We start from the raw sequence: 20,838 nt of genomic DNA on the forward strand, positions 1-20,838 counted from the left end.
GGCGTCAGGCCGGCCGCGTATTACTTGGCAGGCGCCTTGGCCGCGGCGCCGAAGTCTTCGGCGATGCTGATGAACGTGTTGAGCAGGATCTGCAGGTTGTCCTTGCCCAGACCGCCTTCGGCGTTCATGTCCATCTGCAGCACGGCCTGGTTCTTTTCATCGAGGTAGGCGCGGCTCCAGCGGTATTCCTGGTTCCAGGCGTTGATGGCCTTGAGCGTCATCGGCTTCTTGGTGGCGTACGTGGCGGTCGCGACCAGGTCCAGGCACTTTTCCGTGAAGTCGTTGCACAGGAACTCCAGGCGCAGGTCGGTGGCGCCGGTGGTGCCCGGGTTCAGGACCAGCACGGGGCCGTCGGTGCCGTCGCTGCGGGTCACGGTGTAGCCCATGTCGTCCAGCATGTTGGCAACGTCTTCCAGGTTGAAGTCCTGCATGACGCCGGCAACCGGGGCCGGAGCGACGGGTTCGGCGTCCGGATCCATGCCGATGCCGGACAGCTCGTCGTCGTCGTCCAGGTCATTCATGCCGGTCGCGCCCAAGAGACCGCTGAACAGTTCCTCGGCAGGAATCTTCTGGCCGTTCAGGTCGCCCATGCCGTCGGCAAAGGTGAACTTGCCGACGATGTTGTCGCCGTCGTTCTTACCCACGTTCATCATTTCGGCCATGCCGGCCATCTGACGGATGTTCTCGTCAGCGTCGGCCGCGGCCTTCTCGGCGGGCACGCCTTCGGTCTTGACGGCGTACTGCACCATCAGGTCCTTCACCATGGGCTTGGAGATCACCAGCGAGGCGTCGATCTTCTTGATCGCCTGCACTGCGATTTCCTGCGGGGTCAGGTCCTTGGCGTTGGCCGGATTGGCCAGGTCCAGCGTGAAGGTCAGCTTGCTTTCGCCCTTGGCCGTCTTCCAGCTCAGCGGATCGATGCTGAACGACGGATTGCCGGCCAGCAGTTTGCCGGCGTTGTCCAGCAGAACGTCGAACTGCTCGTCCTTCAGGCCTTCGTCGCTGGCGCCCAGCATGTATTGGCGCATGAGCTGGTTGTAGGTGTCCGAGAGCTGCTTGACGGCCTGGCCGTCAAGCCGGGCCAGCTTGATCACGGCCTGGCCGTTGCCCAGCACCACGTCGTTCACGGTGAGGTCGCCCGTCTGGTAGGCGGCCTGCACGTTGATGGACTTGTCGTCTTCGGACAGCTTCACGCCGTAGCTGAAGTTGTCCAGCCCGACCTTCATGTCGTCGGTGGGACGCAGCACGTCCACGCGCTTGATCTTCAGGTCCGAATTGCCCATCGAGATGCCGAACTTGCCCATGCGGCTGTCGACGTCCATGGTCAGGCCGGCGATGGTCATCTTGACGGGGTCGTGGCTCTTGCTGCCGTCCACCGACAGCTTGTCCATCACGCCGTGCGCGGTGACGGCCTGCGTGGCGCGGTCGAAGGTGCCTTCCATCCGCATGCCGCTGAAGTCGAGCGCGTTGCCGTCATGCGTGACGACGATCGGCGCGATCGCGGCGGTGGACGTGGCGTTGCCGCTGTAGCTGACGATGGCGTCGCCCATCAGCGGGGAGATGTCCTTGGTCAGTTCGAAGACGGGCTTGATGTTGTCCGTCTTGGCGATCTCGGTGTGGATGAACGCGAGCTTGGGCGCAATCGCGCCGCGCGACAGGGCGCTCTTGGGGAAGGGGCCGTGCTCGATGTTCGCGTCGAACTCGATCATGCCTGCGGGCAGGTCGTCCAGGCCCTTGTCGTTCTTGACGAGCGACACGCCATAACGTGCCTGCGTCGAGAACAGGCCGCGCTCGTACTTGAGCTGATCGATGCGCAGGCCGAACAGCGGCGTGATCTTGGCCAGCTTTTCGTTGGCCTGTGCCAGATGACGCTGCGCGTCTTCTTCGATGCGCTTGCCGGTGTACCACGTGGCCCCGACCCAGCTTCCCGCTCCCACTATGACCACGCCCAGGGTGATCGCTACGCTCTTTTTCATCGTTCTGCTTATATCGTTGATTGTCGAGTCATATCCGGCAGCGGCCTACGGCGCCACGCTCGTCCGCGCGAAGCGCAAGCGTCCTGGATACGCGTGTTCATCGGCCTGTCAGGCCCGCGGCGGAGTATACCGAGACGCGTGTCCCGCTGAACGCGCGCGCAGTTACCGAAGATTTCAAAATGAAAGCCGACGCCCGAGGCGCCGGCTTTTGTCGACAAAACGCCTGGTCTCAGAGCGGATCAAGCGGATAGATCGGACGGCGCACGTGCTTGAACTCGACCTGGCTGTAGTCGGACGTCGTGACGCCCACGCCGGTGCATTCGATGATCTCGGTCGCCATGTCCGAGAAGCCCGCGCGCCAGTGGATGCGGCTTTTCAGGACGACATACCGCTTTTGCAGCGGATCGATGCCGGCCGACAGCAGGCAGTTGATGTCGAAAGGTTCTTGGTGGCGCGAGACCACCACGATTTCCACGCGGCCGGTGTCGATGACCACCGTCAGGCCGGTGTCGTTGCGTACGCCGCGGTACATCGGGCCACGGTTCAGGTAGACGCCGTCGAACACCAGCTTGACGCGGCCGGTGACTTCAAGCGGTTCGCTGGGCTGCTTGATGGCCGGCATGGGCAGCTTGCCGCCCAGCTTGAGCGTGATGGTGTTGCCCACGCCCGCGGCGGCGGCTTCCTTCGCGGCCTGCGGATCGCAGATGGCGTAGAAGACCACATTGTCCAGTTCCTGGCGCAACACTTCGGCCAGCACGGCCGTCGTGTCCATCGTGCCGCCCGAGCCGGTGTTGTCGTAGTGGTCCAGTAGCACGACCGGGCCTTGTTCGATTCCCTTGGCGCGCGTGATGGTGGGCGCCAGCGGTTCCGAATGAAACACCCAGTCGGCGCGGCCCTGCCACGCGCGGTCCAGCAATTCGTCGCGATGCTGTTCGGCGGCGGCCAGATTGCCGTCCGTACAGACCACGGCGCTCAGGCCCGCTTCGCGAATGTCCGCATGGGGAAAGCCCACGAAGACGGACGCCGCCAGCACGCCGCTGGCCTCAAGTTCCTTGCACCGTTCCTGCAGCGGCTTGTTGGGCGCGGCGTGCGTGCCCTGGCACATGATGTGCGGCAGCATGGGCTTGTTGGCCCAGGTCATCACCGGCTTGATCTCGCCCTTGAGCGTGCGGACGATGACGTTCGCGGCGCGCACGCCCGCATCGCGGATATCCACGTGCGGATAGGTGTGAAAGCCGCTGATGACCGTGGCATTGCGCACGATGTCGTCATAGATGTTGGCGTGCATGTCCAGCGTCACGGCAACGGGCGTGTTGGGATCGATCTCGCGCAGGCGGCGCAGCAGGTCGCCCTCGGCGTCTTCCACGCCTTCGGCGACCATCGCGCCGTGCAGATCCAGCAGAATGGCGTCAAACCCGCCGCGCTTGACCTCGTCCAGGATCAGCGTGCACAGGCGTTCGTGCGTCTGTGCGCTGGTGGGGCCGCTGGGCCAGGACTCGGCCGCCACCGGCAGCACGATCTCGGCGCCCTCGCGGCGGGCGACCTCGATGTAGCCGCCCAGGCCGCTGTCGGTGTTCTCGTAGGCCTTGATGGCGCGATCGCCAGCCAGGATCTCGGGACTGCCGCGAAAGAAGCGTTCGAGGGGGGTAGGCACGGGCGAAAACGTGTTCGTCTCGTGCTTGATCATTGCCAGAAGCCAACGCATGGGAAGTTCCTGTGGGTTGCCGTGGAGGGTCAGTGTGCTGAGGGCGGCTGGGGCCAGGGGCGCTGGGCGGGACGCATCCGTTCCCAGGCGCGCGCCACGCGCAGCACGCCCAGATCGTCAAAGCGCGCGCCCGCGATCTGCAGGCCGATGGGCAGGCCCGCCTTCGTGTAGCCGCAATTGACCGAGGCTGCGGGCTGCTCGCTCATGTTGAAGGGCAGCGTGAACCCGATGTGGTGCATCGTCGTGGCGACCTCGTTCGTGGGCGAGGGCCATTCGGCGTTGTAGGCCACGACGGGCGCCACCGGCGACAGCACGTAGTCGTACGGCGCGCAGGCTGCGACGGTGCGCGCCCGCACGTTCAGCGTTTCGTAGTAGCTGCGGAAGACGTCTTCGCCGCTATGCCCGCCGCCGCTTTCGGCCCACGCGCGGATGAAGGGCAGGATCTTGGCACGGCGTTCCTCGGACAGCGCGCCCAGGTCGATGGCCGAGCGGGTGCGCCAGAACTTGTCCACGCCTTCCAGCATGCCGGGCGTCATCCACGGCTGCATCGGCGTGACGATGGCGCCCGCGGCTTCGAACGCGCGCGCCGCAGTTTCGACGGCATCGCGCGTCTCGGGATCCAGCGGCAGCCCGCAGCCGGCGTCCAGCAACAGGCCGATGCGCAGGCCGCGCACGTCGTGTTCCAGGTTCAACCAGTCGATCTTCTGGAAGGGCAGGCTCATGTGATCGCGCGCGTCGGGCTGGGACAGCACGCCCATCATGAGCGCCGTATCGGTGATGGTGCGCGTCATGGGACCGGCGCAGCGGCCCATGAAGGGCGGATCGATGGGGATGCGGCCCAGGCTGGGCTTGAGCGTGGCGATGCCGCACCAGGCGGCCGGCAGGCGGACCGAGCCGCCGATGTCGGTGCCGATGTGCAGCGGGCCATAGCCGGCTGCGGCGGCCGCGCCCGCGCCCGCGCTGGAGCCGCCGGGATTCTTGGTCAGATCCCACGGATTGCGCGTCAGTTCATGAAAGCTCGACAGCCCGGACGACAGCATGCCGTAGTCGGGCATCGTGGTCTTGCCCAGCAGCACGGCGCCCGACTCGCGCATGCGCGCCGCGGGCGGGGCGTCGGCGGCGGCCGGGGTCAGGTCGGTGGCGGCGGTGCCCAGCGGCACGGGCACGCCGCGCGTGGCGATGTTTTCCTTGATGGTGGCGGGCACGCCGTCCAGCGAGTACCCGCCGCAGGCCTGCGGTTCGCCTTTCATCCAGCGGGCCTCGGACGCGCGGGCCATCGCCAGCGCGCCTTCCGGATCCAGCGCGTAGGTGGCTTTCAGCCGGGGCTCCCAGCGCTCGATATGGTCCAGCACCGACCGCGTCGCCTCGACGGGCGACAGGGTCTTGCTGCGATACGCCTCAAGGAGTTCATGGGCGGACATTTCATGCGGTTGCGGCATCTCGGTTCCAGTGAGTCGGAAAAGGCGTCAGACGGCCGGGGAGGCGGACGGCAACAAGCCGGGCGCAATGGGCCGGAAGTTGCGGAAGTCCCAATCCCTGCCGGGGGCGGCGTCGATCAGGGCCCGCGTGTATTGGTGGCGCGGTTCGGTCAGCACCGTTTCGGCGGAGCCGGTTTCGACCACCTGGCCGCGCTGCATCACCATGATGGTGTCGCAGATCTGCGCGGCCACGCGCAGGTCGTGGGTGATGAACAGCACGCCCACGCCCGTGCGCTCGCGCACCTGTTCCAGCAGTTCCAGCACCTGCGCCTGCACGGACACGTCCAGCGCCGAGACGGCCTCGTCGGCCACGAGGATCTCCGGGTCCATGACCAGTGCGCGCGCGATGCAGATGCGCTGGCGCTGGCCGCCGGAAAACTGGTGCGGATAACGCCGCATGGCATCGGGGCTCAGGCCCACGACACTGAGCGTTTCGCTGGCGCGTTTGAGCGCCTGTTCGCGGCCCACGCCGAAGTTCAGCAGGCCTTCGATGATGGATTCGCCCACCGTGCGGCGCGGATTCAGCGACCGGTACGGATCCTGGAAAACGATCTGAATGCGGCGGCGCACGGGACGCAGCGCCGAGCCGGACAGCGTGCTCAGGTCTTCGCCGCCCATCATCATGTGGCCGGCCGTGGGCTCGATGAGCCGCACGATGCAGCGTGCCACCGTCGATTTGCCCGACCCGGATTCACCGACGATGCCCAGGATCTCGCCCTTGCGCAGCGTCAGGTTCACATCGGTGGCGGCGATGACATGCTGCGCCGCCTTGCGCGAAAACAGCGAGCCCTTGCCGCCATAGGTGCGGCCCAGGCCCTTGACGTGCAGCACCGGCGTTCCCGTCGGCGGCTCGCGGCGCGACGGCACCAGGCTGGGCACCGACGACACCAGCCGGCGCGTGTAGGACTGCTTGGGTTCGGCCAGGATCTCGTGGCGCGTGCCGCTTTCGATCAGGTCGCCGCGGTTCATGACGACGATGCGGTCCGCGATCTCGGCCACCACGCCGAAGTCGTGCGTGATGAACAGCACGGCCGTCTGGTGCTTGACCTGCAGCTCCTTGATGAGCGCCAGGATCTGCTTCTGCGTGGTGACGTCCAGCGCCGTGGTGGGCTCGTCGGCGATCAGCAGCTTGGGTTCCAGGATCAGCGCCATCGCGATGACGATGCGCTGGCGCTGGCCGCCCGAGAGCTGGTGCGGATAGGCGTCGTAGATGCGTTCGATGTCGGGCAGGTGCACCGACTGGAACATGTCCAGCACCTTGGCGCGGCGCTCGGCCGCCGACATGTTCTTGCGGTGCAGGCGCAGCACCTCGTCGACCTGCTTGCCCACCGTGTGCACGGGATTCAGCGCGGTCATGGGCTCTTGAAAGACCATTGCCATGCGCGTGGCGCGCAGCTCGCGCAGGCGGCGCTGCGTGGCCGTGGCGACGTCTTCGCCCTCGACGCGGATCGAACCCGCGCTGATGTTCAGGATGCCTTGCGGCAGAAGACCCATGACGGCCAGCGACGTGACGGACTTGCCCGAACCGGACTCGCCGACCACGCACACTGTTTCGCCGGCGTGCACGTCCAGACTGAGGTTGCGCACGACGCGGTTGCCTGCGCCGGCGACTTCGACAGATAGGTTGCGGATGGCCAGGATGGCGGACGAAGTGTCGCCCGCGGGGGGATTGGGGGAATAGTTCATCGGCATCAGATCCTGCGCACCATTTTCGGGTCCAGCGCGTCGCGCAAGGCGTCGCCCAGGATGTTCACGCTGAGCACGGTCAGCGACAGGAACAGTCCGGGGAACAGGATCAGGCCGGGCAGCATGCGGAAGTACATGCGGCCTTCGGACATGATGTTGCCCCAGGACGCGATCTCGGGCGGGATGCCCGCGCCCAGGAAGCTCAGGATGGCTTCGGTCAGCATGGCGGACGCGAAGACGTACGTGCCTTGCACCGTCAGCGGCGCGATGGTGCTGGGCACCATGTGCCGCCACAGCAGCAGCGGCAGCGGGGTGCCCAGCGCCAGCGCGGCCTCCACGTAGGGTTCGCCGCGCACGCTCAGGATCTGGCCGCGCACCAGCCGCACCACCCGCGGGATTTCCGGAATGGTGATGGCCACGAGCACGGTCGTGATGCTGGCGCCGGTGACCGACACCAGCGCGATCGCCAGCAGAATGCCGGGGATCGCCATGATGGCGTCCATCGTGCGCATGATGGGGCCGTCCAGCGACCGGAACCAGCCGGCGATGACGCCGATGACCAGCCCGAGGGCCACGCTGACCAAGGCAGCGCCCAGGCCCGCGATCAACGAGATGCGCGCGCCGTAGGCCACGCGCGACCACACGTCGCGCCCGAACGCGTCGGTGCCCAGGAAATAGTCGGTGAAGGGCTGCTTCAGGCGCCCGCCCGGGTTGAGTTGGGTGGGATCGACCGTGCCCAGCAGCGGCGCAAAAATGGCGATGAAGACGATCGCCGCCAGCACCACCAGCGCCAGCATGACGGGCCAGCTCTTGAGTCCCTGGCGGATCTGCCGCCAGGCGGTGATGTGGGGCGTGCCGCCTCCGGGGAGGTCGGCGGCCGCCTGCGCGGCGGCGTCGGTTGGCGTTTGCATGCTCATGGCGTCAGTACCGGATACGCGGGTCGAACACCGTGTAGGCGCAATCGACAACCAGATTGATGAACACGTAGACGAACGCGAAGAAAAGCGTCAGGCCCTGGATGACCGGGTAGTCGCGCGCCAGCACGGCTTCCACTACCAGCCGGCCGAGGCCGGGGATGTTGAAGACCGATTCGGTGACGACGACGCCGCTGATCAAGAGCGCGATGCCCACGCCCACGACGGTGGCGATGGGCACGGCGGCATTGCGCAGCGCATGGCCGAGCAGCACGCCGGTTTCGCCCAGGCCCTTGGAGCGTGCGGTGCGGATGAAGTCCTCGCCCATGACCTCGATGACGCTGGTGCGCGTGATGCGCGCGATCAGCGCCACATACACAGTGGACAGCGCGAGCGAGGGCAGGATGAGCCGGTGCAGGAACGGCCAGAATCCTTTCTCAAGCGGCACGTAGCCCTGCACGTTGAACCACCCCAGCTTGATGGCGAAGGCCCAGATCAGCAGGTAGCCGGTGACGAACACCGGCACCGAGAATCCCAGCACCGAGAAACCCATGACGGCGCGGTCCAGCAGCTTGCCTTGCCGCCAGGCGGCCAGTACGCCCAGCGGAATGGCGACGAGCAGCGTGAAGACCAGCGTCAGCACCGCCAGGCTCATCGACGGTTCAAGGCGCTGCGCGATCAGCTTGGTGACCGGCACGCCGGACATGAGCGAGGTGCCCAGGTCGCCCTGCAGGAGCTTGCCGCCCCAGATGAAGAACTGTTTGACCACCGGCTGGTCCAGGCCCATCGTCTGCCGTATCTGGACGATACGTTCGGGCGTGGCGCCGTCGCCCGCCATGATGATGGCCGGATCCCCGGGGCTGAAACGCAATATCGCAAAGACCACCACCGCGACCATCACCAGAACCGGGATGGTCGCGAGGAGCCGGCGTGAGACAAATGCCAGCATGTATTTCCCCCTGTACCAATTAGGCCTGCGCGGACTGCTTGCTGCGGCGCGCAGGCCCCGAGCCCGTCAAGGGGCCTTTTTGACGTTCCAGAACGCGAAGACCGGCGCGTGCACCAGGCCTGACAGCTTGGTCGAGTAGACGGTGGGCACGGACATCTGGCCCAGCGGCACGTACAGGCCTTCGTCGATGCCGATGCGCTGCACTTCCTCGGAGATCTTCTTCTGCTCGGCCGGATCCGAAGTCAGCGCCATCTTGGTGCGCAGTTCTTCGATCTGGGGGAACTCGGGCCAGCCGAACCACGCGTTGTCGCCGTTTGCAGCCGCGGGGGCGGAGCGCACCGGGTCCATCACGTCGGTGGCGTACCAGTTGGTGTTGTGGACGTTCCAGCCGCCTTCGGCCGGCGCGGCCTTGGAGGCGCGGCGCGTGGCCACGCTTTGCCAGTCCATCGCCGCCAGGTTGACGTTGAAGCCCGCCTTGCGCAGCGCTGCGGCCATCACGACCGGTTGCGCGGACAGCGTGCCCACGTCGGTGGCGTGCATGACCAGGATCGGCGTGTTGTCGTAACCGGCTTCCTTGAGCAGGGCCTTGGCCTTTTCGATGTTCGACGGGACGACCATGTCCTTGCCGATATCGCTTTCCAGCGGCGTGCCGCAGCCCCACAGCGAGGCGCAGGTCTTCCAGTACTTGGGATTGCCGACCAGCGCCTTCATCACGTCTTCCTGGCCGATCGCGTACATGGCGGCCTGGCGGATCTTCTTGTTGTTGAAGGGCGGGTACTTGAAGTTGAAGCGGTACATCGTGAAGTAGCCAACCGGGCTGAGGGACTCTTCCTTCAGGTCCGGGTTGCCTTCGATCATCGGCAGCAGGTCGTACGGGAACTGCTCGACGAAATCGATCTCGCCGCCGAGCAGCGCGTTGGCGGTGGTCAGCGCATCGGGCATCACGTCCCATTCGACCTTGTCGACGTGCACGACCTTGCCGCCAGCCAGGCCGCTGACGGGCTCCTTGCGCGGCACGTAATCGGCGTTCTTGACGTAGACGGTCTTCACGCCCGGCTTGAATTCCGCGACCTTGAACGGGCCGGAGCCCGTCATGTCGGTGATGGGCTTGCCGATGGCCTGTTCAGCGATGCGCTTGGGCATCATGAACGGCGCGGTGCCGGTGGGCTTGGACAGGGCGCGCAGCGCCAGGTCCGTGGGTTCCTTCATGACGATGCGAAAGCTCTTGTCGTCGATGACTTCGATCTTGTCGGTGAACTTGAGCAGCGTGCGGCCCATGCCGTCGCCGCCGGCCCAGCGCTTGATCGACGCCACGCAGTCCTCGGCGGTCACCGGCTGGCCGTCATGCCATTTCTGGCCGGGGCGCAGCGTCATGGTGTAGGTCTTGCCGTCGGGCGAGACTTCCCACTTCTCAAGCATCTGCGGCTGTACCTTGTTGTCGGCATCGGTGGCCAGCAAGGTGTCGTAGATCATGTAGCCGTGCCACGTCGTGATGTAGGCGGTGGTGGCGTGCGGATCGGTCAGGCGCAGCGGTGAGTGCATCACCGTCTTGATGACGGTCTCGGCATAGGCCCCATGTGCCATGGCGAGAGTGACGCCGGCGAGCGCGGCCGCTCGGACAAACTTGAGCATGTATTTCCCCTTGAAGCGTAGTGAGCGGCGCGTGGGCCGCTACGTCGTTGACGCGCCGCGTTCAAGCGGCGCGCGAGGGTCAGGCTGTCGCAGCGGACCGGCCGTCAAACACCGGCCCGCAAGGCGCCATTCTGATGCCGGGACGCAACCGTGTCCATGGTTGTTTTGCCGCATCCATCAGCATGGAACCGGGCGCCGCGCAGACCAGAATCGTGTGCGCGATGGGCGTGAAATCGGCGCGAAAATGCGCCGAACTCTTGACCACCAGGATGGCGGCGCGCGTGGGCTCCACGCCCGCAAACCGGAACATCTCCTGGTCAGCCATCTGCACCTTGTTCGAGGCCAGGATGATGCGCACGCCGCCGATGCGCAGGCACGCGCTGGGCCCAAGATCCATGTGAAAGCCGCGATAGAACGCACCATGCGTATCGAAGCGTCCTTCCGAAGTTTTCTCGACGATGAACTCGGTGTCCAGCGGTTCGTCGTGGGGAATACCCGAATGTCCACCCAGCGCAATGCGCACCGTGTTGCCTGCACCAGCGCGGTGGGCGGCCAGCGCGGCGGCGGGGTCCACAATCAGACCAATGGCCGTATCGCGCGCATCGTGGCGGATCAGCGCGCGCAGTACGCCGGTGGTATCGGAACTGCCGCCCGCGCCGGGGTTGTCCTGCGCGTCGGCGATGACGACGGGTTTGGAGGCATCGCGCGCCAGCCGCAACGCTTCCTGCACGGCTTCGTCCGGCGTGTAGAGCTTGCCGCCGAAGTCCTGTTCGGCATTCATCACCGCGCGCGTCATCTCGTCGGCGGCGGCATCGGCCTCGGCTTGCGTCATGCCGTAGGCCCAGACCGTGGGCGCGCATTCGGGAAAGTCCGCGGCCGGAAACCCGGTCGCAAAGGAAACGCTGGCCGCGCCCCGCGCTTCAAGATCGCCCACCAGCTGATACAGGCTGCGCGCCGGCTCGATGTCGGTGGACTGCCAGCACAGGGGAATCAAAAAGGGCAGGCTGCGCAACGCCACGTAATGCCGCGGCATGCCGCCCAGCCGCTGCGCCAGCAGGCCGGCGGCGCGCTGCCCGGTCTCGGCCATGTCGATGTGGGGATAGGTGCGATAACAGACCAGCGCATCGGCATGGCGCACCATCGCGCGCGTCACGTTGGCGTGCAGGTCCAGACTGGCCACGATGGGCACGTTGGGGCCGACCAGTTCGCGCACACGCTTAAGCAGCTCGCCCTCGCCATCGTCCAGATGCTCGGTGACCATGGCGCCGTGCAGATCCAGATACACGCCATCCAGCGGCATCGCCTGCGACAGCCCTTGCAGAATCATTGCGCTGATGCGCTCGAACGCATCACGGGTCACATGCCCCGAAGGACTCGCCGCCGCCCACGTCGTGGGAATCAACGCATGCTGCCCCATGGCCTCGATAAATCCCGCCACCGGAATATTGGCCCCCGCCACCGCTTCGAACATCGCAGGGCCGCTGACCAGCTTCGGCCACCCCCCACCCTTGTCCGCAAAATCCTCCCACGCCGCGCGCGACGGCGCGAACGTATTGGTCTCATGCTGAAAGCCGCCGATCCCGATGCGCATCAGGTTTCCCCTTGTCGTACAGATATTCGGAAGGCGCGGCGAAGCGCCGCGCCTGTTTCAGTGCTGCATGACGCTAACCCGCCGTCCGCATCTCAATACGAGGCACAGCGTGCGAGGCACCGCGCCACAATTTGGCAACCCCTGCCCCAAGCGGGGTCGCGCGGATCCGGGCTCCGCCGGTCCGCTGCGACGCCCCTGGGGGAAGGCGCGAAGCGCCTCGGGGGGGACATCTACTTAGCCACGGGCATGGTGAATTCGGCGCCCTTGGCGATGCTGTCGGGCCAGCGTTGCATCACGCTCTTGTAGCGCGAGTAGAAACGGATGCCTTCCTCGCCGTACGCATGATGATCGCCGAACAGCGAGCGCTTCCAGCCGCCGAACGAATGCCACGCCATCGGCACGGGGATCGGCACGTTGATGCCCACCATCCCCACCTTGATCTGCCGGGCAAACGCGCGCGCCACGCCGCCGTCGGACGTGAAGCACGCCACGCCATTGCCGAACTCATGCGCATTGATCAGCTCCACCGCGCTGGCAAAGTCGGGCACGCGCACGATGCACAGCACCGGCCCGAAGATCTCTTCGCGGTAGATGTTCATGGCGGGCTTGACGTTGTCGAACAGCGTGCCGCCCAGGAAGAAACCCTTCTCGTTGCCTGCCACCTTCAGGTCGCGGCCGTCCACCACCAGATCGGCGCCGCTGGCGATGCCGTCCTCGATGTAGCCCATCACCTTCTTGCGGTGCTGCGCGGTCACCAGCGGACCCATCTCGGCGTCCGACTGCATGCCGTCCTTGACGATCAGCGCCTTGACGCGCGGCGTGAGGCGTTCGACGACCTTGTCGGCCACGTCGCCCACCGCCACGGCCACCGAGATCGCCATGCAGCGCTCGCCCGCGGAACCGTAGGCCGCGCCCATCAGCGCGTCGGTCACCTGGTCCAGGTCCGCGTCGGGCATGACCACCAGGTGGTTCTTGGCGCCGCCCAGCGCCTGCACGCGCTTGCCGCGCTTGGTGCCTTCGGCATAGATGTATTCGGCGATCGGCGTGGAGCCGACGAAGGACAGCGCCTCTACGTCGGGATGCGAGATCAGCGCGTCCACCGCCTGCTTGTCGCCGTGGACCACGTTGAAGACGCCGGGGGGCAGGCCGGCTTCGGTGAGCAGTTCGGCCAGGCGCACGGACGCGGACGGATCGCGTTCCGACGGCTTGAGCACGAAGGTGTTGCCGCAGGCGATGGCGACCGGGAACATCCAGCACGGCACCATCATCGGGAAATTGAACGGCGTGATGCCGGCCACGACGCCCAGCGCCTGACGCATGCTCCAGTTGTCGATGCCGCCGCCGATCTGGTCGGAGTACTGACCCTTGAGCAGTTGCGGAATGCCGCAGGCGAACTCGACGATCTCGATGCCGCGCATCACTTCGCCCTTGGCGTCCGAGAACACCTTGCCGTGCTCGCGCGTGATCAGTTCGGCCAGTTCATCCTGGTGCTGGTCCAGCAGCGCCTTGAAGTTGAAGAGGATGCGGGCGCGCTTGAGCGCCGGGGTCTCGGACCAGGCCGGAAACGCCGCCTTGGCGGCGGCCACGGCCAGCGCCACGTCGTCGTTGGACGCCAGCGGGATCGACGAGGAGATCTCGCCGGTGGCCGGGTTGAAGCCGTCGGCGTAGCGGCTGTTGCCGCCGTCGTAGGGTTGGCCGTTGATGAAATGGGGAATCTTCTTCATGGATGCAAGGCTCGGTGATTCGTCAAAAATGCGGTTGGGCGGCCTGGGCCGCCCATGTGCGGGTCTGTTGCGCCGCGCGCCATGCGGGCGTGCGGCGGGGGAGGATCAGGCTACCTCTTTCAGGATCTTGCCGATCTGCTCGAAGATCTGGCCGATCTGCGCCTCGTCGATGATGAGCGGCGGCGAGACGGCGATGATGTCGCCCGTGTAGCGCACCATCAAGCCGCTGTCGAAGCAGCGCTGGAAGACTTCGGCGGCGCGCGCGCCGGGGGCGCCCGCGCGCGGCGCCAGTTCAATGCCGGACACCAGGCCCAGGTTGCGCACGTCGATGACATGGGGCGCGCCCTTCAGGCTGTGCGCGGCTTCCTGGAACGCGCCCGACAGCTTGCGGGCGCGGCCGAAGAGGTCCTCGCGGCGATAGATGTCCAGCGTGGCCAGGATGGCGGCGGCGGCCAGCGGGTGCGCCGAGTAAGTGTAGCCGTGGAAGAACTCGATGCCGCCCGCGGGGCCGTTGACGATGGCGTCGTGCACTTCGCGCTTGACCGCGACCGCGCCGGCCGGCACGGCCGCGTTGCTGACGCCCTTGGCCATGGCGATGATGTCCGGCGTCACGCCAAAGAACTCGGAGGCCGTGGCGGCGCCCAGACGGCCGTACGCGGTGATGACCTCATCGAAAATCAGCAGGATGCCGTGCTTGGCGGTGATCTCGCGCAGCTTTTCCAGGTAGCCCTTGGGCGGAATCAGCACGCCCGTGGAGCCGGCCATGGGCTCGACGATCACCGCGGCGATGGTCGACGCATCGTGCAGGGCGATGATGCGCTCAAGTTCTTCGGCCAGGTGCGCGCCCCACGCGGGCTGGCCCTTCGAGTAGGCGTTCTGCTCGATGTTGTGGGTGTGGGGCAGGTGGTCCACGGCGGGCAGCAGGGCGCCCGAAAACGTCTTGCGGTTGGCCGAGATGCCGCCCACCGAGATGCCGCCAAAGCCCACGCCGTGATAGCCGCGCTCGCGGCCGATGAGGCGCGTGCGCTGGCCTTCGCCGCGCGCGCGGTGGTAGGCCAGGGCGATCTTCAGCGTGGTGTCGACCGATTCAGAGCCCGAGTTCGTGAAGAACACACGGTCCAGCCCCTGCGGCATCAGGCCCGCGACGGCGGTGGCGGCCTCGAAGGCGAGCGGGTGGCCCAGCTGGAAGCCCGGGGCGTAGTCCATGACGCCGGCCTGGCGGGCGATGGCTTCGACGATCTCTTCGCGGCCGTGGCCGGCATTGACGCACCACAGGCCCGCCGTGCCGTCCAGGATCTGGCGGCCGTCCGTGGACGTGTAGTACATGCCCTTGGCCTTGGCCAGCATGCGCGGTTGGGCCTTGAACTGCTTGTTGGCCGTAAAGGGCATCCAGAGATGGGACAGGTCGGGCAACTGGGCGGGGGCGTTCATGGTGACTCCAGAAGGGGGACAACCGCAGCCGCCGCGAAACGCGCGCGGGCAGCGGGATTCGGACGATTCTGGAACGTCCCGCAGGGAATGAAAATATACAATCCGCGCATTTGCCGCTAACTGTATAGTCGAGAGCGTTGCAACTGTACAGTTAGCCCGTGATCGACTTCCAACCCGTCCGCGGCCGCGGGGCCGCGCCCACCCTCGTCGAACAGCTCGTCGCGGCCATTCTGCGCGCCGTCGAGGCGCAGACCCTGCGTCCGGGTATGTCCCTACCCTCGGTCCGCGAGTTCGCGCGCCAGTACGGCGTCAGCACTTTCACCGTGGCCAGCGCCTACAGCCGGCTGGTGTCGCAGGGGTGGCTGGCGGCGCGGCCGGGCGCGGGCTACCGGGTGGCGTCGCCCGACGCGCCCGCCCGCCGGGTCGAACCCCTGTCCTGGGAACCGCCGCGGCTGAACGCGGGCTGGCTGCTGTCGGACATCTTTGCCGACCACTCCATCCCCATCAAATCGGGCTGCGGCTGGCTGCCCGGCGAATGGCTGAACGAAGAAGGGCTGCACCTGGCGCTGCGCCATATGGGGCGCGTGCCCGCGATGCGGATCGCCAACTACGGCCATCCCTACGGCTACGCGCCGCTGCGCGAGACCATCGCGGCAAGTCTGAGCGCGCAGGGCATGGAAGTCGAGGCGTCGCAGGTGCTGCTGACGCAGGGGGTGACCCACGGGCTGGACACGGTGATCCGCACGCTGCTGCGGCCGGGCGACACGGTGGTCGTCGAGCAGCCGGCCTACGCGAATCTCCTGCAGATGCTGCGCCTGGCCGGTCTGCGCGTGATCGCGGTGCCGCGCACGGTCGACGGCCTGGACTGCGACGCGCTGGAGCGCGTGGCCGCCCAGCACCGGCCGCGCGCGCTTTTCATCAATACGGCGCTGCAGAATCCCTCGGGCGCCAGCATCACCATGGCCAACGCCTTCCGCATCCTGCAGGCGGCGGAGCGGCATGGGTTGTGGGTGGTGGAAGACGACATCTCGCGCGAACTGGCGCCGGGCGTGACGCCGATGCTGGCCGCGCTGGACGGCGCGCGCCGCGTCGTCTACCTGGGCGGCTATTCCAAGGTCATCAGCCCGTCGGTACGGGTGGGCTACGTGGTGGCGCATCGCGATCTGGTGCGCGACATCGCGCGCACCAAGATGGCGGTGGGCCTGACGACGCCCGAGATCATGGAGCGCATCGTGCACCAGGTCATCCGCGAGGGCCGCTACCGCGCCCACATCGCGCGCACCCGCGAGCGGCTGGCCGAGGCGCACACCGAGGTCGCCGAGCAGATGCGCCAGCATGGATTCGAAGTGTATGGAAAGCCGCAGGGCGGCCTGTTCCTGTGGGCGAAGGTGGCCGGGCAGTGGCGCGAACGGGGCGCCAATGGCCTGGCGGAGCTGGCGCTCAAGGACGGCATCTGGCTGGCGCCCGGTTCGTACTTCGAAGCGGACGAGGCCGACACGGCGTGGGTGCGCTTCAACGTGGCGTACTCGGCGGCGCCCGCGCTGTGGCGGTTCATGCGCAACGCGGGCGCGGCGTAGTTCGGCCCGATGCGTTCGGGGCGATGCGTCCGTGCCGATGCGTGCGGCCCGATGCATCAACGCCGATGCATCAACGCCGATGCGTCACGCCTGAATCCTCACACGCGTTCGTACATGACGAAATCGTAGTCGTAGCCGTTTTCGGCAGGCTGCTTCTCGCGCGCTGTTTCCTTCCACTGGAAAGACGGCAGCAGCGGAAAGAACGCGTCGCCGTCGACGTCGGCATGGACCTCGGTGGCCAGCACGCGCCGGGCCAGCGGCAGGGCCTGCGCGTAGATCTGCGCGCCGCCGATCACGAAGGCTTCGTCGATGTCGCCGCAGGCGGCCACCGCGGCTTCCAGCGTGGGCGCCAGGATGGCGCCGGCGGCGCTGAAATCGGGATTGCGGCTGATGACGATGTTGCTGCGGCCGGGCAGGGGACGGCCCAGCGAGTCCCACGTCTTGCGGCCCATGATGATGGGGTGGCCCAGCGTGCTGCGCTTGAAATGCGCCAGATCGCCCGGCAGTTTCCAGGGCAGGGCGTTGTCGCGGCCGATGGCGCGGTTGGTGGAATAGGCGACGATCAGGGTAAGGCTGGCGGGCATGCGTGCTTGCAACGGTAAGGGTTGAGCCGGAACGACCCCGTAAGCGTAGCAAATTGCGGGGGCCCGCCCGCCCGTCAGGTCGCCGCGTGTTCCAGGAACTCGGTGGCCGGCATGGGCTTGCCCAGCAGAAAGCCCTGCAGCGAGTCGCAGCCCAGTCCGGTCAGGAACTTCTGCTGCGCCGCGGTCTCGACGCCTTCGGCCACGATGCGCAGGTTGAGCTGCTGCGCCAGCGCCACGATGGCCGAGACGATGGCCGCATCTTCGTTGTCGTTGTCCAGCTGGTTCACGAAGCCGCGGTCGATCTTCAGTTCGGTCGCGGGCAGCCGCTTGAGATAAAGCAGGCTGGAATAGCCGGTGCCGAAATCGTCGATGGAGATCGTGACGCCCAGATCGGACAGGCGCTTGAGCACCGTCAGGCTGGCTTCCGCGTCGCGCATGGCGGTCGATTCGGTCACTTCGATCGTCAGGCAGGCGGGCGGGACGCCATGCTTCGCCAATGCCGAGCGCACCGTCTCGACCAGGTTGGCATGTGAGAACTGCAGCGCCGAGATGTTGACGGCGATGGTCCAGTGGCCCTGGCCGACGTCGATCCATTCGCGCATCTGGCGGCAGGCTTCGTTGATGACCCATTCGCCGATCGACAGGATCAGGCCCGTTTTTTCTGCCGTGGGAATGAACTGGTCCGGGCCGACCAGGCCGCGCGTCGGGTGGTTCCAGCGCAGTAGCGCCTCGGCGCCCATGATGGGGCCGGCCGGCGCTTCGTACTTGGGCTGGTAATGCAGGACGAACTGGCCGCGCTCCTGCGCCAGCCGCAGGTCGTGCAGCAGCTCGATCTGCTCGTGGGCATCGGCGTTCATGGACGGTTCGAAGAAGCTGTAGCCCGTGCCGCCCAGCCGCTTGGCGTGGTACATCGCCGCGTCCGCATTGGTCAGCAGGGCGTGGGTGTCCTGGCCGTCGTTCGGATAGACCGCAATGCCCACGCTGGACGTCACCAGCACTTCGTGGCCGTAGACCGTGACGGGGCGTGCAATGGCGTCGATCAGCCGATCCGCGACGTTCGCGGCGTCAGTGGGTTCGATCACCTCGCTCAGCACGATGAACTCGTCGCCGCCCAGGCGCGCGACCGTGTCCTGCGTGCGCAAGGCCAGGCGGATGCGCTGCGCCAGATCGATCAGCAGCGCGTCGCCGGTGTGGTGTCCGTACGCGTCGTTGACCGCCTTGAAACCGTCCAGGTCAAAGAACAGCACCGCGAAATGGCCTCGGCGGCGGCTGGCGCTTTCGATGGCCTGCTCCATCCGGTCTTCCAGCAGGATGCGGTTGGGCAATTTGGTCAGCGTGTCGTGCAGCGCCAGTTGCACCAGCTCTTCGTTGGCTTCGGCCAGCGACGAGGCCAGCGCCGACGTGCGCGCCTCAAGCCGGTTGTCCAGCACGGCCACCACCAGCGCGATCGCCAGCACGCTCAGCGTGACCGCGGTCACGGCGATGGCCAGCCAGCCGGCAGAAATGCCTTCATCGGCCGCCATGCAGATGCTGCCCGCCGGAAAGCTCGCGGCTTCCATGCCCGTGTAGTGCATGCCCACGATCGCCAGGCCCATGACTCCGGCGGCCAAGGGGCGCGACAGCGCGACGCGCGGCGCGTCCTGACGCAGCCGGTAAGTGATCCACAGGGCTGCACCGGACGCGGCGATCGCGATCGCCACGGACAGCGCGAACCACGTCGGGTCGTAGTCGATGCCCGGCGACATGCGCATGGCGGCCATGCCGATGTAGTGCATCGCCGCGATGCCGGAACCCATCAGCAGCGCGCCCGCGGCCAGCCGGCCCCACGGCAGTTCGTCCTTGCAGACCATCCACAGCGCGAAGGCCGAGCATCCGATTGCGATGGCCAGGGACAGCACGGTCAGGGGCAGGTCGTAGCCCATGGGGATGGGCAGGCTGAATGCCAGCATGCCCACGAAGTGCATCGACCAGATGCCGATGCCCATCGCGAACGCGCCGCCCGCCAGCCAGAATTTCGCGGCGGGCAGCCCGCTCGACGCCTTCACGCGGTTGGCCATGCCCAACGCCGTATACGACGCCAGGATGGCGACCCCTAAGGATACGAGGACGAGCGAAGGGTTATAAGTTCCAACGAGCATTTGTGGGGTCCTGTCCTAAGCGCATACAGCCGCGGCGCGGGGCACGATTTTCAATTCAATTGGTAGTCAACAGTTGCAGTCCGGTCGCAAGGAGAATCCTGCTCGCGTCGCTGGCTTTTCTCACACTCTATTTATAGGGATGGGGAATTGGGCGCGGCAACGCCAGCGGTCGGCGCGGTTCGGGCGCTCGGCATGGCGCGTCCGAAGGGCCGGTCGAAAGCAACGGGGCGCGCGGCATGCTGGACGCGCGTCCGTGGCTAAGGGATGGGTTATACCGAAATCGCGCTTCCAGAAGCTCACCAATCTTCACCTGCTGCGGGGCGTGCAAGGAATCGGACGCCGGACGGGCGTCCGGCGTGTTGCTGATATGACCTGAAAGGCGGTCGCCGGCGCTGCCGGCGCAGGGGTCAGACGGCCATCGCGGCCGTCAGGGGAGCGTGGTGCGTGTAGCCCGACAACGAAAAGTCGCCGGGTTCGACCTTCTCGAGCCACTCGGGTTCGTAGCGGCCGGTCACGGCGAAATCGGGAATGCGGTCCGACAGCACGAGGCGGGGCGATTCATACGGCGTTCGCGTCAGTTGCTCGCGCAGCATCGGCAGGTGATTCTCATAGATATGCGCATCGCCGATGAAGTAGGTGAACCAGCGCGGGGTGTAGCCGGTCAGGCGCCCGACCAGATGCAGCAGCGCCGCGCCTTCCGTCAGGTTGAACGGCGTGCCCAGGCCCACGTCATTGGACCGGATGTACAGGCACAGCGAGATCTCGCGCGTCGTTGCGTTGGGCAGGAACTGATAAAGCAGGTGGCAAGGCGGCAGCGCCATTTCCTCGATCTGCGCCCAGTTCCAGCCGTGGAACAGGATGCGCCGGTCGCCCGGGCGTTCGTGAATGGTGTCCAGACATTGCCGCAGCTGGTCGACCGCCTTGTACAGCAGCACCTTCGGCACGCCGCCTTCTTCAAGGTCGGCCACCTTGGCGTACCCGCGCGACAGCGCGTCTTCGATCTGCGCGGGGCGGCTGGCGTCCAGCATCTTGTAGGCCGGCCATTGGCGCCACTGCACGCCGTAGACCGGTCCCAGATCGTCAGGACCTTCGCGGTAGGGGTTGGCCAGCCACTGCGCGTTCTCGTTGGCGTTCTGGTCCCAGACCTTGCAGCCGAGTTCCCGGAATTCTGCCGCGCTGCGCGAGGCGCGCAGGAAACCCACCATTTCGCCAATGGCCGACTTGAACGCCAGCTTTTTGGTGGTGACGGCGGGAAAGCCCTGCTGCAGGTCAAAGCGCAGCGAGGCGCCCGGCATGCTGAGGGTGCGGATGCCGGTCCGGTTTTCCTGCCACGAGCCGGTGTCGAGGATGGATTGAACGAGGTCCAGGTATTGTTTCATGACGATCCTTGTGCCTGCGGTCCCGGGTCGGGAAGCAAGCGCGCCGCCGCGGACGTGCCGCGGCGGCGCCTATA

14 protein-coding genes are annotated in these 20,838 nt (G+C 66.6%); 1 reads left to right on the top strand and 13 read right to left on the bottom strand.

The genetic code is table 11. The features are described from left to right. Positions 1-20 precede the first annotated feature (20 nt). The 10 genes from B2W22_RS22390 to B2W22_RS22435 form a co-directional block, all read right to left on the bottom strand. Positions 21-1,976: a DUF945 family protein gene (locus tag B2W22_RS22390; protein WP_175122493.1), complete on the bottom strand. Its 1,956-nt coding sequence runs from the start codon at positions 1,974-1,976 to the stop codon at positions 21-23. A 229-nt stretch (positions 1,977-2,205) separates the two neighbouring features. Next, complete coding sequence (locus tag B2W22_RS22395; protein ID WP_279974440.1) at positions 2,206-3,681, bottom strand: M81 family metallopeptidase; 1,476 nt, start codon at positions 3,679-3,681, stop codon at positions 2,206-2,208. Positions 3,682-3,710: 29 nt separating this feature from the next. Then, positions 3,711-5,120, bottom strand: coding sequence for an amidase (locus B2W22_RS22400; RefSeq protein WP_286939595.1), 1,410 nt, complete (start codon positions 5,118-5,120; stop codon positions 3,711-3,713). Positions 5,121-5,147: 27 nt separating this feature from the next. Further along, the gene (locus B2W22_RS22405) at positions 5,148-6,845 is read right to left on the bottom strand and encodes an ABC transporter ATP-binding protein (RefSeq protein ID WP_175184662.1); all 1,698 of its coding nucleotides are present in this window, start codon (positions 6,843-6,845) and stop codon (positions 5,148-5,150) included. A 5-nt stretch (positions 6,846-6,850) separates the two neighbouring features. Further along, positions 6,851-7,756, bottom strand: coding sequence for an ABC transporter permease (locus tag B2W22_RS22410; RefSeq protein WP_175137806.1), 906 nt, complete (start codon positions 7,754-7,756; stop codon positions 6,851-6,853). A gap of 10 nt (positions 7,757-7,766) precedes the next feature. Beyond that, entirely contained in the window at positions 7,767-8,708 is a 942-nt protein-coding gene (locus tag B2W22_RS22415; RefSeq protein WP_175122498.1) for an ABC transporter permease, read from the bottom strand. Between the two features lie 66 nt (positions 8,709-8,774). Further along, on the bottom strand, positions 8,775-10,340 hold the full coding sequence (locus tag B2W22_RS22420; protein WP_056559034.1) for an ABC transporter substrate-binding protein: 1,566 nt from the start codon (positions 10,338-10,340) through the stop codon (positions 8,775-8,777). A 79-nt stretch (positions 10,341-10,419) separates the two neighbouring features. Beyond that, positions 10,420-11,931: a M81 family metallopeptidase gene (locus tag B2W22_RS22425; RefSeq protein WP_286939596.1), complete on the bottom strand. Its 1,512-nt coding sequence runs from the start codon at positions 11,929-11,931 to the stop codon at positions 10,420-10,422. 230 nt (positions 11,932-12,161) lie between these two features. Further along, positions 12,162-13,655, bottom strand: a complete 1,494-nt coding sequence (locus B2W22_RS22430; protein WP_175122501.1) for a CoA-acylating methylmalonate-semialdehyde dehydrogenase — start codon at positions 13,653-13,655, stop codon at positions 12,162-12,164. A gap of 105 nt (positions 13,656-13,760) precedes the next feature. Next, positions 13,761-15,086, bottom strand: coding sequence for an aspartate aminotransferase family protein (locus B2W22_RS22435; protein WP_286939597.1), 1,326 nt, complete (start codon positions 15,084-15,086; stop codon positions 13,761-13,763). Positions 15,087-15,244: 158 nt separating this feature from the next. On the opposite strand from B2W22_RS22435, the gene B2W22_RS22440 reads away from it, so the two are divergent. Then, on the top strand, positions 15,245-16,663 hold the full coding sequence (locus B2W22_RS22440) for a PLP-dependent aminotransferase family protein (protein ID WP_175122503.1): 1,419 nt from the start codon (positions 15,245-15,247) through the stop codon (positions 16,661-16,663). 98 nt (positions 16,664-16,761) lie between these two features. On the opposite strand, the gene B2W22_RS22445 is transcribed toward B2W22_RS22440, so the two are convergent. From B2W22_RS22445 to B2W22_RS22455, 3 genes are all read right to left on the bottom strand, one after another. Further along, the gene (locus tag B2W22_RS22445; protein ID WP_286939598.1) at positions 16,762-17,247 is read right to left on the bottom strand and encodes a dihydrofolate reductase; all 486 of its coding nucleotides are present in this window, start codon (positions 17,245-17,247) and stop codon (positions 16,762-16,764) included. Between the two features lie 74 nt (positions 17,248-17,321). Beyond that, a complete protein-coding gene (locus B2W22_RS22450; protein ID WP_175122505.1) occupies positions 17,322-19,385 on the bottom strand; it encodes a putative bifunctional diguanylate cyclase/phosphodiesterase in 2,064 nt (687 codons plus the stop codon). A 407-nt stretch (positions 19,386-19,792) separates the two neighbouring features. After that, positions 19,793-20,764 (bottom strand): thymidylate synthase, encoded by a 972-nt coding sequence (locus B2W22_RS22455; RefSeq protein WP_175122506.1) that lies wholly within the window; start codon positions 20,762-20,764, stop codon positions 19,793-19,795. Between the last annotated feature and the right edge of the window lie 74 nt (positions 20,765-20,838).

This window comes from Achromobacter sp. UBA4530 (assembly GCF_002388205.1).
Taxonomy (GTDB): domain Bacteria; phylum Pseudomonadota; class Gammaproteobacteria; order Burkholderiales; family Burkholderiaceae_B; genus Achromobacter; species Achromobacter animicus.